The sequence below is a fragment of the Cupriavidus sp. YAF13 genome (assembly GCF_052113425.1).
In the GTDB taxonomy this organism is placed as follows: domain Bacteria; phylum Pseudomonadota; class Gammaproteobacteria; order Burkholderiales; family Burkholderiaceae; genus Cupriavidus.
The window spans coordinates 1-14,834 of the sequence record NZ_JBFRDD010000108.1 but is presented as its reverse complement, the minus strand read 5'-3'; the positions used below and the strand labels follow the sequence as shown (position 1 = coordinate 14,834).

Annotated in this window: 10 protein-coding genes; 3 read left to right on the top strand and 7 right to left on the bottom strand. The window is 67.2% G+C overall.

Translation table 11 applies throughout. From position 1 onward, the window contains the following. Positions 1-205 precede the first annotated feature (205 nt). The 3 genes from AB4061_RS39890 to AB4061_RS39880 all read right to left on the bottom strand — a co-directional run bounded on the left by AB4061_RS39890 (position 206) and on the right by AB4061_RS39880 (position 4,432). Complete coding sequence (locus tag AB4061_RS39890; RefSeq protein WP_441641558.1) at positions 206-1,258, bottom strand: DUF535 family protein; 1,053 nt, start codon at positions 1,256-1,258, stop codon at positions 206-208. A 343-nt stretch (positions 1,259-1,601) separates the two neighbouring features. Then, positions 1,602-2,831 (bottom strand): MFS transporter, encoded by a 1,230-nt coding sequence (locus AB4061_RS39885; protein ID WP_441641557.1) that lies wholly within the window; start codon positions 2,829-2,831, stop codon positions 1,602-1,604. A gap of 119 nt (positions 2,832-2,950) precedes the next feature. Further along, the gene (locus AB4061_RS39880) at positions 2,951-4,432 is read right to left on the bottom strand and encodes an SLC13 family permease (protein WP_441641556.1); all 1,482 of its coding nucleotides are present in this window, start codon (positions 4,430-4,432) and stop codon (positions 2,951-2,953) included. A gap of 136 nt (positions 4,433-4,568) precedes the next feature. Here AB4061_RS39880 and AB4061_RS39875 point away from each other — a divergent pair, with 136 nt between their 5' ends. After that, positions 4,569-5,369 carry an AraC family transcriptional regulator gene (locus tag AB4061_RS39875; RefSeq protein ID WP_441641555.1) on the top strand — a complete coding sequence of 267 codons (801 nt, stop codon included), beginning with the start codon at positions 4,569-4,571 and terminating at the stop codon, positions 5,367-5,369. After that, positions 5,366-6,430 carry an FUSC family protein gene (locus AB4061_RS39870; protein WP_441641554.1) on the top strand — a complete coding sequence of 355 codons (1,065 nt, stop codon included), beginning with the start codon at positions 5,366-5,368 and terminating at the stop codon, positions 6,428-6,430. The genes AB4061_RS39875 and AB4061_RS39870 overlap by 4 nt, the downstream gene beginning before the upstream one ends. 601 nt (positions 6,431-7,031) lie before the next feature. Here AB4061_RS39870 and AB4061_RS39865 read toward each other — a convergent pair. From AB4061_RS39865 to AB4061_RS39855, 3 genes are read right to left on the bottom strand one after another with little or no spacing between them, the layout of a single operon-like run. Then, positions 7,032-10,166 (bottom strand): efflux RND transporter permease subunit, encoded by a 3,135-nt coding sequence (locus tag AB4061_RS39865; protein ID WP_441641553.1) that lies wholly within the window; start codon positions 10,164-10,166, stop codon positions 7,032-7,034. Positions 10,167-10,179: 13 nt separating this feature from the next. Next, complete coding sequence (locus tag AB4061_RS39860) at positions 10,180-11,391, bottom strand: efflux RND transporter periplasmic adaptor subunit (RefSeq protein ID WP_441641552.1); 1,212 nt, start codon at positions 11,389-11,391, stop codon at positions 10,180-10,182. A 49-nt stretch (positions 11,392-11,440) separates the two neighbouring features. Beyond that, complete coding sequence (locus AB4061_RS39855; RefSeq protein ID WP_441641559.1) at positions 11,441-12,703, bottom strand: TolC family protein; 1,263 nt, start codon at positions 12,701-12,703, stop codon at positions 11,441-11,443. 520 nt (positions 12,704-13,223) lie between these two features. On the opposite strand from AB4061_RS39855, the gene AB4061_RS39850 reads away from it, so the two are divergent. Continuing rightward, positions 13,224-14,000, top strand: coding sequence for a sulfite exporter TauE/SafE family protein (locus AB4061_RS39850; RefSeq protein WP_441641551.1), 777 nt, complete (start codon positions 13,224-13,226; stop codon positions 13,998-14,000). Here AB4061_RS39850 and AB4061_RS39845 read toward each other — a convergent pair. Continuing rightward, the gene (locus AB4061_RS39845) at positions 13,997-14,482 is read right to left on the bottom strand and encodes a GFA family protein (RefSeq protein WP_441641550.1); all 486 of its coding nucleotides are present in this window, start codon (positions 14,480-14,482) and stop codon (positions 13,997-13,999) included. The two genes, AB4061_RS39850 and AB4061_RS39845, sit on opposite strands and share 4 nt — an antisense overlap. Positions 14,483-14,834 lie beyond the last annotated feature (352 nt).

Genomic DNA, 14,834 nt, shown 5'->3' with positions numbered 1-14,834 from the left:
CTCAAGTCGGCCGGCTGTTGCGCTTCGAGCAGGAAGGTCAGGTGACTGGAAAGCATCGCGCCCGAAAGTTAACACTTCGGCGCAGCGTTTACAACTTCCTCTGACGCTACATACAAAAATGCCGTTCAGCTCTTAACTGAACGGCATTAAGGCCGAAGCCTGCGTTTTCTTGTGTGCATCCACGGCGGCCCGCCGCCGCCCTGCCTCACGCCGCAAGCGGCTCCGCGCTGCCCGGCGCAATCACCTGCGTCAGCGCAGGCGCCGGGGTGGTTGCTTGCGGCACGGCAGGCGCCGCGAACCAGCCGTGCACGGCCGCGTGGATGGCCTCTACCTGGGCCAGCTTGCGCCGGTATGCGGAGCGCTTCTTGGACGGCAGCGCCATCACATCGCGGCGCGGCTGGTTGACCGGCACCTCGACGTTGCCGCAAGGCATTGGCTGGCCCGCGGACTCCATCCAGAAGCCCTCGTAGTCGCAGCGGATCTCGCGCGGGGTATGGCGTTGGCGGCCCACGTGATTCTTCTTGCTGACGCCTACGATGCGCTGCACCCCGAGCAAGGCGGCAAAGCCGAGCAACGCTTCCATGACCGCGTCCTTGGGACGCAGGCCTTCGCAGGCCTTGGTGGATTCGCGGATCAGGTCACGGCTGCTCTCGCCCATGGGGCCTTGCAGGCCCCCGACGAAGATCTCCGTGCCGTCCTTGCGCTGCGCCAGGTAGAAGCTGAGCTGGCTCAGGCACACGCCGCTGGCCGTGTCCAGCCAATAAAAGGCCAGTTCGCCTTCCTTGGGGTTCGGCCCCGAATCCGCCAGGCGCAACCTATAGCGGCCGTCGCCCATCACCCATTCGAGCCCGCCGCCCACGTAGACGCGTTCGCTCAGCGCCAGCGGCACCAGCGTGCTCATCGCACGGTAGTGATCCAGCACCGTACGCATGCGCTCGCGAAAGCTCAGCCCGCATGCGCCAAGCGGGCGATACGGGCGCTCGAGCAGCGAAGGCTTGGCCATGGCCACGCGCCGCATCAGCGCGCAGGAGTCGACCGCCTGCAGCCAGCTGCGCACCGCGGCAAAGCGGAATGCGGACCGGCAGATCAGCTTGAAACGCTTGAGTATCCACTTCTTGCCGCCCGGCGGGTGGCAAAACGCCGACAACGCAGTGAGCGCCGCCAGATAGCGAAAATAGAAAAAAGGCCCGAGATCGTGAAAAAATCCCCTGGCATTGAGCCCCGACAACCATTGAAGGCTCGAGATTGGTCCTTGCACCACTTGACGCTCCCCTGTTCCCGATGCAGCAAAGCCGGTATCCGGTCTTGTGGTGCTGCGCTTACGATTCGAAACCGCCGCGCCCGCCACGACGGCGACGGGGCAGGCGGCCAGGCGTAGCCTGGATCACGGGGCAAGGCCGGCAGCGTGGGGGACCACCGGGCCAAGTGTTTCGGCCCCGTAATATTTCGTAACGAATAGTAATACGTCTGGTTGACAGGGAATGCAGTCATTTCCCTTGGAACGAAAAAAAATTTCGGCGGGGCGCCCGGGAGCATCGATAGATCAGGGCGCTGCCCGGATCAAGCGCACAGGGCGCGCGCCCGGCCCCGGCGATCCGGGATCAGCGCGGCGGCGCGCCCGCGGGCCGCCGCTCGGTAGCGAAGTACAGGCCCGCCATGGCCGGCAGGCCGAAGCCGATCCAGCTGGTGAGCGTCCAGCCGCCTTGGGCAAAGGCCCACGCCCCGACGGCCGATGCCACGGCGCCACCGGTGAAGAAGATCGCCATGAACAGCCCGTTCAGGCGGCTGCGATAGGCGGCGCCCAGGGCAAAAATGGCGCGCTGGCCCACGACCAGGGTGGCTGCCACGCCAAAATCCAGCGCGATGGCGGCAATCGTCAGCGCCGCCAGGGCTAAGGGCGAGCCGGGCGTGCCGGCCTGGCCCAGCACAAAGGCGCCGGCCGCGAGCAACATGGCGAGCATGGTCATGCCCCGGCCACGGCCGCGATCGGCCTGGCGCCCGGCGATGGGCGCGGCCACCGCACCCGCCACGCCAGCCAGCGCGAACAGGGCGATGCCCTTCTGGCTCAGGCCGAACCCGGGGCCGGCGAGCCACAGGGGCACGGTGGTCCAGAACAGGCTGAACGCCCCGAACATGCATGCCTGGTAAGCCGCACGCCGGCGCAGCACGGGCTGCGCGCACAGCAGCTGCCACATGGACACCAGCAGCGCGCCATATCGCACCGCAGGCGCCGGGCGGCGATCCGGGAGCAGCCGCATGAGCACGGCGGCGAGCAGGGCCATACCCACGGCCGAGCCCGCGAAGATGGCATGCCAGCCCCACAGGTCGGTGACCAGGCTGGCGGCCGGGCGGGCCAGCATGATGCCCAGCATCAGGCCGCTCATGACATTGCCGACGACACGGCCGCGCGCATGCTCAGGCGCCAGGTGCGCGGCAAACGGCACCAGGACCTGGGCCGCCACGGAGCTCAGCCCGATGCAGACGGCCGCCAGCAGAAACACCCCGGCATGGCCGGCCAGCGCCGCGCCAGCCAGTGCGAGTGCGCTGGCGGCCAGCAGGCTGCAAATCAGCCGGCGGTTCTCGATGATGTCGCCCAGCGGCACGATCAGCAGCAGGCCCGCGCCGTAACCGGCCTGGATCAGGGTCACGATCAGGCCCGCCGCCTGCGGCGACAGCCCCAGCGCGTGGCCGATCGGGCCGATCAACGGCTGCGCGTAATACAGGTTGGCCACGATCAGGCCGCAGGCAGTGGCCAGCAGCAGGGTCATCCAGCTTGCGCCGCCCACGGGGCTAGCCTGCGCTTGCGGCGCGCAGTGCGCTCTTGTCGTCATGATTGCCTTCTACGGTGGAGCTCGGCTTACCCGCATGCCAGCCTACCCGGGGCTGGGGTTAACCAGAGGTCGAAGGCCGAGATCATGCCTCAGTTAGCGCAAGCTTGCTGGCAGCGCGCTCAAGGCAGGTAGCCCAGCAAGCGCCACCAGAAGTAATCCAGCGGCAGCAGCACCAGCAAGGTCAGCGCGGCCAGCGCCAGGCACATGCGGGTTCCGTCGCGCAGCCCCACGCCACCGAGCTGCATGGCGATCACGATGGGTGGCGACTGGTAGGGAAAGAACACCGTGGAAAACACGGGAACCTGCAGCATCAGCACGGCTTCCAGCGACAAACCCGTGGCCTGCGCCAGCTGTTTGGCCAGCGGCGTCAGCACGGCCGGCAATCCGGGTAGCGTCGTCATGAGCCCCAGGCTCGCCCCGACCGCGCCAAGCGCGGCCACATTGGCGGCGGTATGCCCCGGCGAAAGGGGGAGCCAGCGCAGCAGCGCCGTGCTGATGGCGCCCCCCAGCCCGGTGGATTCCACCACAGCGCCCAGGCCGAGAAAGCCGGCCACATAGATCAGGGGCGTGAGGTGCACCTGCTCGGCCAGCATGCGCGAGGAAACCAGGCCCACGCCCGGCAGCAGGCAGACGATGCATGCCGCCAGCGAGATCCAGGCCGGCGAGACGCCGTGCAGCGTGTCGGTGGCAAACCCGGCCACGGCCAGCACCAGGATCACCGCCAGCAGCTTTTCCTGCCGGCTCGGCGCGCTCGCTTGCTCGCGCGGGAGTGCCGCGATCGGTCCGTGCTCGGGAAACAGCCGGCATACCAGCCAGACCAGCATCACGGTCTTGAGCAAGCCGAGGATGGGGAAATGCAGCAGGAGATAGCTGCCATAGCTCAGGTTGACGCCATACAGGGAGCTAGCCGCGCCGAGCAACACGCTGTTGGGGATATTGGCCGGCAGGATGGTGGTGGGCGGCATATAGCTGGCGGCTGCCACGGTCAGCACCATGCCGATGCGGCCGTTGGAACCCGGTGCGAATCCAAGCCGGTCGGCCAGCGCCAGCACGATCGGCATCAGCAGCAGCACCCGCCCGGTGGTCGAGGGCATCAGGAATGCCAGCCCCACGGCGCTCACCGCCACGGTGCCGATCACCTGGCGATAGCTGCCCACCCGGCCCCGGAAGATGATGGCCGCCAGGCGTTGCGCCAGCCCGGTCTGGCGCAACGCCACGCCGGTTACCGCGCCACCGAACATGAGCCACCACGCGGTAGAGGCAAAACCCGAGAACACCACGGAGGCCGGCGCCACGTGCAGCACGACGGCGCACAGGAAGAACAGCAACGTCGTAGCCGGCTCGGGCAGCACGCCCAGCGCCCAGCAGCACACGGTGGACGCCACCAGCGCGCCCGCCAGCACCAGCCCGCCGGGCGCGCCGGTGGCGCGGCCCACCAGCCATACCGCGGCTACGCACAGGGCGATGACCAAGGCGGCGCGCGCGCTGTCCGACAGCTTGCCCGCGGATGCGGGGCCCGCGGCGGGTGGCGCCTTGGAAGCGGCGGGATTGCCGGGAAGGCTGGCCGGGGGCGGCAAGCCGGTCTGACTGGTATTGCTCATGCGAGGGAACTCCGTGGTGCTCATGCGATGAGCGCCATCGTAGGACGCGCCGATCTGGCCGGGTTACACTTCTCGGGCAATTTCTTACGAATACCAGCCACACCCGAAAACCCGCGCCAAAGCCGCGCCGAGCCAGATGCCACGCACCACCTACCAGCCCGTCCCGCTGACCCAGCCCACCGCCGAGCAACCGGTCATCGTGCATCTGCGCCTGCCGCCGCCCAACGCCATCATTCGCCGCCATCGGCATGCTTGGGGGCAGATCTCGTGCCCCTCGCGCGGCAGCATGCGGGTGACCGCGGCAGGCACCACCTGGGTGGTGCCGACCATGCGCGCGGTGTGGATTCCGCCGGATGTGGAACACGAGGTGGTCACGCTGGGCGACGCAGCGCTGCATGCCTGCTATGTGCTGCCGCAGGCGGCGCCGCTTTCGCTCACCGCCTGCGTGGTCGTGGAAGTGTCGGCGTTGATGCGCAACCTGATGGTGGCGCTGACCGACGCGGCCAGCTTGTCCGCGCCACGGCGCCAGCTAAGCGCGGCCTTGCTGCTCGAGGAGTTGCGCACCGCGCCCACGCTCTGGCCGGGGCTGGCCTTGCCTACCGACCGCCGCCTTAAAGCCTTGTGCGATGCCTTGATGGAGCAGCCAGGCTCAGCGCTAAGCCTGGCGCAATGGGCCGAACTGACGGGTGCCAGCGAGCGCACCCTGGCGCGCCTGTTCCGCACCGAGCTGCGCACCAGCTTTGCCGCCTGGCGCCAGCAATTGCGGCTGGCGCACGCCGTGGACCTGATGAGCCGCGGCAAGCCGCTCGCGCACGTGGCGGCCGAAACCGGCTATGCCAATGCCGGCGCCTTCTCCACCATGTTCCGGCGCGCGCTGGGACAGGCGCCGCGCGATTTTCTGGCGGCGGAGGCCCGCAATCACGGGAGGGGACATTGAGCGCAAAGACCCATCTTGCCAAAGCCATCCATTGGCCCGCCGGCGCGCAGGTGCATCCTCGCGAGATGCTCGCGGCAGCCCTGGGCATGGGCATGCCGCTGCTGCTCGCTGGCGCCATGGGGCAGATCGCGCTTGGCCAGGCCGCCGCGCTCGGCAGCCTGGCGATCGGCGCCGGGGCGGTCGCCGGATCCTGCATCGATGCGCAAGACGAATCCCGCATCAGGCCGCTGGCGGCCCTGCTTGCACCGGTTGCGGCTGCCGCGGCCATCGCTGCCGTCGCGGCAGGCCACGGCGCCCTGACCGATGTCATTGTGCTTTTGCTGGCAGGTGCGGCGGCCTGCATTGGCGGCTACAGCCGCCCGCTCGCGATCGCGGCCACGCGCTTCGTCCTGTTCCTGATCATTGCCACCGGTGCGGCAAGCGCTGCGCCGCATCGGGCAGGCTTTCTCCTGCTCACGCTGGCCGGCGCGCTCTGGACCTGTCTGCTGTGCCTGCTCCTCGCGCCGAGGGCCAAGGCGCTGGCGCAGCCCGGCACGCCCTTGGCGTTGCCCACCACGGCGCAGCGCCTGCAGCGATGGCGGCGCACGCTGTCGTATTGGGCCGGGTGGCAATACACGCTGCGGCTGGTGCTCGGCCTGGGCTGCGCCTGCATCCTGCGCTGGCTGCTTCCGGGCCATCACTTCGAATGGATCACGCTGACCGTGGCGATCCTGCTGCAGCGGCAGCCGGAGGGCTTCGCCGTCAAGGCCACGCAGCGGGTGGCCGGCACCCTCCTCGGCGTGCTTGGCGCGAGCTTGCTGCTGGGCCACCAGCTCCCGTACTGGCTGGTGGCATTCAATGCGGGATGGCTGGCCGGCATCCGGCCACTGCTGCGCCTGCGCAACTACCTGGCCTACTCGGCAGTCATGACCCCGCTGATGGTGATGATCATGGGCGCCAGCCGGCCGGCCGACGCCGGCATGCTGATGGACCGCGTGGCGGCGACGGCRATCGGTGCCGTCATCGTGCTGCTGGTCGACCGGATTGCCCTGAAGGCAGCTGGCGGCGAGCTTGCCAACTAACTTCGCCCTGCTCAACGAAGCCGCTGAACAGGCCAAAGCCGCACGCCATAACGACGGCTGTCTCTCCCTCTCCCCTCATGGGGAGAGGGCCGGGGAGAGGGGTGGCTTAGTCAATATGACTCCCCTGGGGCAAAGAGGGCTGGCCCGCCGCGAGGAATCAAACGCGGGTTAGCATGACTGCCAGAGCCGCATGGTGTGGACAGTGCCACACCCGGCGATTTCCAGCGCGGAGGCCAGCATAGCAACCCGCGGATATCAGCGTGATCCACCGTCGAGACTTACTGCTACGTCGCCCTCCAGGAAATTGGGGAACAACATGCAACTGTGAAACTGAATCAAACCAATCTCGATTGACACGGGGGAGTCATATCAGCTAGGAGCCACTGGAAGCGAAGCCCGTGGTGTTTGGTGTTGTCCAGCACGACGGTGTAACGAGCGCCCGCCCTCTCCCCCAGCCCCTCTCCCACACGTGGGAGAGGGGAGCAAACCTGAGGCATTAGCCGAAGCCGCTGAACAGGCCTGAGCCGCGCGCCATGACGACGGCTGTCTCACCCTTTCCCCTCACGACAACGCAGCTCCGGCTCTGTCTGCAACCGGAAGATCAGGCCGGCAGCGAATCCGACAAGCGGTTCTCCTTGCCATTGCCATTGCCATTGCCGTTCTCTTCGTCCGGCCAGTTGCGGCCGACCATCCACTCATACAACGTGGGCAGCACGATCAGCGTGAGCATGGTGGCGGTGATCAGGCCACCAATGATGACGATGGCCAGCGGGCGCTGCGTCTCCGAGCCGATGGCGCGCGAGATGGCCATCGGGAACAGGCCCAGCATGGCCAGCAGCGCGGTCATCAGCACCGTGCGCAGGCGGTCCATCGAGCCGGTCAGGACGGCCTGGCGCACCGGCATGCCTTCGTCGCGCAGCTGGTTGAAGTAGGTCACCATCACCACGCCATTGAGCACGGCCTGGCCGAACAGCGCGATAAAGCCGATCGCAGCCGACACCGACAGCGGAATGCCGGTGATGAACAGCGCAAACACGCCGCCGATCAGCGCGAACGGAATGTTCGAGATGATCAGGGTCGCGCTCTTGAACGACTTGAAGGCATTGAACAGCAGCAGGAAGATCACCAGCACCGACAGCGGCACCACGATCGACAGCCGCGCCATGGCGCGTTCCTGGTTCTCGAACTCGCCCGACCAGCTGATCTTGACGTCGTCGGCCTTGACGTTCTTGGCGACCAGCGCCTGCATGTCCTTCACCACGCTGCCCATGTCGCGGTCATGGATGAAGATGCCGATGGACGTGGTGCGCTGGCCGTTCTCGCGGCTGATGTTCATCGCGCCGGAAGCCGCGCGGAAGTGCACCAGTTGCGACAGCGGCACCTGCGCGCCGTCCGCCGTCTGCAAGAAGATATTCGGCAGGTTTGGCAGCTGGCGCTCGTTAGGCTTGAGGCGCACCGCCACGCTGAAGTGCTTCTCGCCCTCCCACAGCTCGGTGGCTGCCTTGCCGGCCAGCGCGGTCTCCATCAGGTCCTGCACGTCTCCCACGTTGATGCCGTAGCGGGCGGCCTGGGCGCGGTCGAAGTCCAGCACATATTGCGGCAGCTCGCCGTCGCGGTCGATAAAGGCGCGCATCACGCCCTGGACCGATTGCACGTTGGCGAGGATCTGGTCGGCCACGCGCTTGTTCTGCTGCAAGCTGTCGCTCTGCACCTTGATCACGATCTGGCCCTTGATCTGGGAGATGCTCTCAAGAATGTTGTCGCGCACCGGCTGCGAGAAATTAGGCTCGATGCCGGGCAGCTGGCGCAGGTTGGCGTTGATCTCGTTGATGATCTTGCGCTTGTCGTAGCCCGCGCGCCATTGCTTGTCGTTCTTCAGGTCAACCAGGATTTCAACGGTGTTGATCAGCTTGGGATCGGTGCCGTCGTCCGGGCGGCCCACCTTGGAAATGGTGGTATTGACCTCGGGCGTCTTGCGAATCACGCCACGCAGGCGGCGGGCCTGGTCGCGCGCTTCGTCGATGGACACCGACGCCGGCAGGTCGAAGCTGACCCACATCGAGCCTTCATCCAGCTCCGGCAGGAACTCGCTGCCGAGGAACTTGCCCACGCCAACCGTTGCCACCAGCAGGCCAACGGAGATGCCCACCACGGTGCGCTTGTGGTCCAGCGCCCAGGCCAGCATCGGCTCGTAGAGGCGCTTGCTATGGCGCACCATGAAGTTGTCTTCATGCGCGATGTTCTTGGTCAGCAGCAGGTGGCACAGCAGCGGCACCAGCGTCAGCGAGATGATCAGCGAGCCGACCAGCGCACCCGTCACGGTGTAGGCCATGGGCGCGAAGATCTTGCCCTCGTGGCGCTGCAGCGTAAAGATCGGGATGTGCGCGGCGATGATGATGATCATCGAGAACACGGTCGGGCGGCCCACTTCGGTGGTGGCCTGGAGGATGGCGTGCATGCGCGCGCGGCTGTCCTTGATCTGGGCTTCCTTCAGCTCGCCCAGCCGCTTGAAGATGTTCTCCACCACGATCACCGCGCCGTCCACGATGATGCCGAAGTCCATCGCGCCCAGCGACAGCAGGTTGGCGGGAATGCCCACCCAGGTCAGGCCGATGAACGTGGACAGCAGCGCCAGCGGAATCACGATCGCCACGATGGCCGCGGCGCGCACATTGGCCAGGAACAGATACAACACGGCCATCACCAGCAGCGCGCCCTCGACCAGGTTGCCGAACACCGTGTGCAGGGTCTTGTCGATCAGCGTGGAGCGGTCGTAGTAGGGCACGATCTTCACGCCCTTGGGCAGGATCGAATTGTCCAGCAGGTCGATCCTCTTCTTGAGCGCTTCGAGCACCAGCGAGGGATTCTCGCCCTTGCGCATCACCACGATGCCCGAGACGATATCGTCCTCGTCGTCCTGGCCCATCAGGCCCTGGGGCGGCGCGGAACCGGTCCTGATTTCGGCAATGTCCTTGACCAGGATCGGCGTGCCGTTGACTTCCGACACCACCACATCGGCGATATCGGCCGAGGTACGGAAGCTGCCCAGCGAGCGCAGCAGGAATTGCTGGCGCCCGTTGGCCACGGCGCCGCCGCCGGCGTTGGAGTTGGCGCGCTGCAGGGCGGTAAAGAGTTGCGAGAGCGAGATCTTGGCGTCGCGCATCTTCGCCAGGTTGGGGTTCACCTCGTACTGCTTGATGGTGCCGCCAATGGTGACAAGGTCGGCCACGCCCGGGACCTGGCGCAGGTTCTTCTCCACCACCCAGTCCTGCAGCGTGCGCAGTTCCTGCGCGCTGTAGCCCTTGCCGGTCAGGCGAAAGCGGAAGATCTCGCCGATGGCGGTGGACAGCGGCGCCAGCTCCGGCTGCACGCCGTCGGGCAGGTCCACCCCGCGCAGGCGCTCGATCACCTGCTGGCGGGCCACCACGTCGGTGGCCTTGTCATTGAAGGTGACCATCAGGAAGGACAGGCCGAACTGGGTGTGCGAGAACACCCGCACGGAGTTCGGCGTGCCGGCCAGCGCGGTCTCGATCGGGATCGTGACCTGGCGCTCGACTTCCTCGGCGGCCCGGCCCGGGTACAGCGTAATGACGTTGACCTGGATGTCGGAGACATCCGGGAAGGCTTCGATCGGCAGGTTCTTGAAGGCCGCAAGGCCACCCCCGATGAAGATGGCAAGGCCGAGCCAGACGAACAGCTTCTGGTGCAGGGCAAAATGGACGATGCGCGAAATCATGTGGCGGTCTTCCTCACTGCTTCGCGCTGGCGCTGCTGGCTTCGCTCGCGCGCGCCGCGTTGACCGCGGTGGCGTCTCGCAGGATGTCCTGCAGGTACAGGTTGCCGTCGGTCACCACCACGTCGCCATCCTTGAGCCCTTCCACCGCCTCGGCCATGCCGGGCAGCGACACGCCCAGCTTGATCTGCTTGCGCTCAAAGCGGTTCTGCGCCGTGCGCACGAACACAAAGTGGTGGTTCTCGGCCAGGAACACGGCCTTGGACGGCACCGCGATCCCCTGGAAGGAGGCGGCCTGCAGCTTGGCGGTGACGAACATCTCGGCCTTCAGGCGACGGTCCGGGTTGGGCACGGACAAGCGCACCTTGATGCTGCGCGCCGCAGGATCCACGTAATCGGCCACCTTGACCACCTTGCCGGCGAAGGTCTCGCCGGGATAGGCGGCCGACACCAGTTGGACGGTCACGCCGGGCTTGAACAGGGCGATGTCGGCCTCGGCCGCGTCGACCTGCGCCCACAGTTCGCCGGGATCGGTGACCAGGAACAGCGGCGCGGTGGGCGGCTGGTCGGGGCGCAGCTCCATGCCGTTATTGATATTGCGCTCCACCACCAGGCCGTCGATCGGCGTGCGCAAGGCAAAGCGGTTGCTCGCGCCCTCGCCCTGCGCGCCGGCGCCATACTGGCGCAAGGCAGCCTGGGTGCGCTGCAGGTCGGCATTGGCCCGGGCGGCTTCGGCCTGGGTCTGCTCCAGGTCCTTTTGCGCCACGACGCCGGCACCGTACAGCTCGCGCTGGCGGGCCAGCGCCTTGCCGGCATAGGCGGCGTCGGCCGCGGCCTTGCGGGCGTCGGCCTGGGCCACGCCGAAATCGGTCGAGGTCAGCATGGCCAGCGCCTGCCCCGCCTTGACGTTGGTCCCGGGCTGCACCAGCACCTCGGTCACGCGCCCGGCAAACGGCGTCGACACGCGCACGGTGCGGTCCTCATTCCAGACCAGGCGGCCTGGCAGGCTCAGCATGCGCTCGCCGCCGCTCTTGACGGTCTCGCCCACGATGCCGGGCAGCGTCCTGACCGTGGCCGGAAATTCAACGGTGTTGCCGCTGACCTTGGGTTCGTCGCTGGGGGGCGGGGCTTCCTTCTTGCCGCAGGCGGCGAGCGCCAGCGCGACCAGCGAAAACGCGACCAGCCGGGCGGCGACGCCATGGCGGGCCGCGGCACGTACGGGGGACATCGAAGCAGGCGTAGCAGTCATCGGGACGGACATCGGAGCAGACACGGAATTAAGGACGCGGTACATCGGGGCGAGCCTGGGAATTGGGTGAGGACTGCAGGGCGGCGCGGTAAGCCGACAGGGATTTGGCGAAATCGCCTTGCGCGTTGACAGCGTCCAGGCGCGTCTGGCGCAAGGCCCGGCGCGCATCGAGCAGGTCCAGCACGCTGCTGGCGCCCTTGGCATAGGCAAACTCGGCGCTGCCAGCGACACTCTCGGCGGTCGGCACCACACCTTCGACCATCTGCTTGAGCGACAGGCGCGCGGCTTCAAGCTGGTTGCGCGAGCGCTCCAGCTCGTTCTGCGCCTCGAGCAGCACGCGGTTGCGATCATCCAGCGCGGCGTAGTAATCCACCTCGGCGCGGCGGGCTTCGCCGCCAAAGCTGTGGCGCACGTAGAGCGGGATCGACACGAACACGCCGAAGCTGTTGCCGCTGCCGGTCTGGTTGGCGGCCGAGACAGGGTAGTGCTCCGCCTGCGCGCCCACGGTGACATCCGGCACGCGCCCCGCGCGGGCCAGGTCGCGCGCGCTGGCGGCCGCGGCCAGGCGGGCTTCTGCTGCCGCCACGTCGGCGCGGCGCTGCACGGTGTCGGCATCGGGCTGGGGCACCGGCACGTCCAGGGCGGGCCAGTCGGGCGTCAGGCGATTGTCGGCCAGCGTGCCGGGCACGCCGATGGCTTGCGCCAGCGCGGCCTTGTCACTGGCATGGTCGGCCATGGCGCTGCGCAGGTCGGCTTGCGCGCGCAACACATCGAGCTGCAGCTTGGCCACATCGGCGCGCGACACATCGCCAGCCTTCAGGCGAGCCTCGTTGGCCTGCTGGGTGCGGCCGTAGAGCGCCAGCGTCTCGTTGAGCACGGCAACCCGCTCCTGGCTCACCAGTGCCTCATAGAACGCCTGGTCCACCAGGCTCGCCTGCTGGGTGATCACCGCCTGCAGCACTTCGCCGGCGGCACGGCTGGAGGCTTGCGCGGTATCCACGCGCAAGCCTGCCTTGTTGGCAGTCTCGATCACCTGGTCCACGCGCAGCGTGGAGTCCACCGTCTTGCTGCGCGGGCCGCCCGAGTTGAAGCCGGCATGCGGGTTGATATTGGCCACGCCCAGGCTGAGCACGGGGTTGGGCCGCTGCGACGCAATCTGGATATCGGCCTGGCTGGCCTCCACACTACGCCGCGCCGCGATGATGTCGCGGTTGCAGCGCACGGCATCGACCCGAACCTGGGCGAGGGTCAGGGTAGCCTTGGACGGCGGCGCCACACAGGGCCCGTCCATCGGCAAGGGTGCGCTTTGCGGCACATTCGAGCCGGCCACGGCAGCGCCCGCAACGGCGCCGAGAAGGCTTAGCAGCAGGAAACGAGGAATGGAAAAAGACACGATCAATCTGGCTCGGTTCGACTTAAGTGTGCGGTAAACGACCATGCCCGCCGTTCGGTGCACCGAGTTAGCGAATATTCACGCATCTCCGTGGAACCCGACGTGTTCTTGCCGGTATCCGGCAACGGCGAACGATCTCCCGAGCGCATTCAAACCGAACCGCATTACAAACGCCTTTCACACTGCCAGTAAATGTGGGAAATACCCCTCGAATACCCCCGTTTCGAGGGAAAACCCTGACAAATACGCTGCTTTCGTGACAAAACGAAGTAGCCAGCAGGCGGGTCGCCAAAGCCGCGTATCATTACGCGCTTCGCGCCTTTTGCCCCTGCCGGAACGCCGGCCCGGGGCGTTATCATTCACCCCGCAGTGCACGCAGTTGCCACGCTGTTGCTGTTAGAGCCGCCTCCCGCATTCCATGCTTGACCATTCCCTGCTGCCGTCTTTGCTGTCCGCCCTGTTGATCTTTGGCCTGGGCAGCGCGCTAGGCGCCGTGGGCGGGCTGTTCGGCATCGGCGGCGGGCTGATTGCCATTCCCGCGCTGGGCCTGCTCTATGGCATGGACCAGCAACTGGCCCAGGGCACCGCACTGGTGATGATTGCGCCCAATGTGCTGATCGGCTTCTGGCAATACCGCCGGCGCGCCGACATCGCGCTGCGCACGGCGGTCGTGCTCGGGCTGTCAGCGGTGCTGGCGACTTATGCCTCGGCACGCCTCGCCACCGCCATCGACGCCGTGTTGCTGCGCCGCATCTTTGCCTGCTTCATGATTTGCCTGGCGCTCTATTTCCTCTGGCGGCTGCTGCCGGGGCGCGCCGCCACGGCGCAGCAGGCGCGCCTGTCACCGCGCTGGATTCCGGCGCTGGGCGTGGTCGGCGGCGCGTTCTCGGGCTTTTTCAGCGTGGGCGGCGGCGTGGTGGCGGCGCCGGCCCTGGTCGGGCTGTTCGGATTCCGGCAGGCGGCGGCGCAAGGCCTGGCGCTGGCGCTGGTCACGCCCGGCGCGGTGGTGGCGCTGGCCGCCTATGCCCATGCCGGCCATGTCGACTGGGCCAGCGGCATCCCGCTGTCGCTCGGCGGCATGCTGACCATCTCGTGGGGCGTGGCGCTGGCCCACCGCATGCCGGAGCGGCGGCTGCGCGCCGCGTTTGCTCTGTGCCTGATCGCCACCGCGGGGATCATGCTGGCGCGCGGCTAACCTTGCAGGCCGCGGCGCCTGTGCCACTCGGCAAGCGACTCGGAGGGCCAGGTGCCGCAGTGCACATGGCCTCGCCCCTTGGGCACATCGACCCAGGGCGCGGCAAAATCCAGCGCGGCCTCCACCACCTCCGGCGGCTTGGGCAGCGGCGTATCGATGGCGCCCGCCTGCGGATGCACCAGCTCCGGCCAGCGCGGATCCCAGAGCCATAACGCGCTGCCGCATTTCAGGCAGAAATGCCGCTCCGCCGGCGAGCGGCGCGCGCGCTTGCCCGGCTCGCGCATCACCGCGTGATAGATGCCGATATGCTTTTTGCCGCGAACCTTCAGCGTGGCGGCGTCACCGCCGAGGTTGATGGCATAGCCACCGCCGCCCGCCGTCTTGCGGCAGATCGAGCAGTAGCAATGCATGAACGGATAAGGCGAGCCGGACTCCAGGCTGAAGCTGACCGCGCCGCAATGGCAGGAACCTTCGAGATGCATGGGATCTCCCGTGAGGACGGGACCCTAGTGTCCCGTTCCGCTGATTCGTTCGCAAAGTCTGTTGTGCTTGGAACAGGGATTGTAGGCCGGCGTGAAGTGCATATGCCATGCGTGGACGGGCCCAGATTGGATATGTATGCACGTATGCGGTTTGTATTGCTTGTCGCCCGCTGACTGGGGGGCGTTTTGGGGTGGGGTTTTACTGCTTCTAGCTGCTGGCGCGGCTGTGCGGTGTTGGCCGTTTTAGAACGTGTGAGATGTCACTTTTCTTTACTCGTAAAGAAAAGATGGTATGAACGCGCCCCGTCCCCGCAGTGGAGCGCGAGGTGGCGAGACGGTAGTGTGGGTCAGG

Excerpts from the sequence above, each read along its gene's own strand:
- AB4061_RS39885 (WP_441641557.1), bottom strand. The coding sequence starts at position 2,831 with ATGACGACAAGAGCGCACTGCGCGCCGCAAGCGCAGGCTAGCCCCGTG.
- AB4061_RS39880 (WP_441641556.1), bottom strand. The coding sequence starts at position 4,432 with ATGAGCAATACCAGTCAGACCGGCTTGCCGCCCCCGGCCAGCCTTCCC.
- AB4061_RS39875 (WP_441641555.1), top strand. The coding sequence starts at position 4,569 with ATGCCACGCACCACCTACCAGCCCGTCCCGCTGACCCAGCCCACCGCC.
- AB4061_RS39865 (WP_441641553.1), bottom strand. The coding sequence starts at position 10,166 with ATGATTTCGCGCATCGTCCATTTTGCCCTGCACCAGAAGCTGTTCGTC.
- AB4061_RS39860 (WP_441641552.1), bottom strand. The coding sequence starts at position 11,391 with ATGTCCCCCGTACGTGCCGCGGCCCGCCATGGCGTCGCCGCCCGGCTG.
- AB4061_RS39855 (WP_441641559.1), bottom strand. The coding sequence starts at position 12,703 with ATGGACGGGCCCTGTGTGGCGCCGCCGTCCAAGGCTACCCTGACCCTC.
- AB4061_RS39850 (WP_441641551.1), top strand. The coding sequence starts at position 13,224 with ATGCTTGACCATTCCCTGCTGCCGTCTTTGCTGTCCGCCCTGTTGATC.
- AB4061_RS39845 (WP_441641550.1), bottom strand. The coding sequence starts at position 14,482 with ATGCATCTCGAAGGTTCCTGCCATTGCGGCGCGGTCAGCTTCAGCCTG.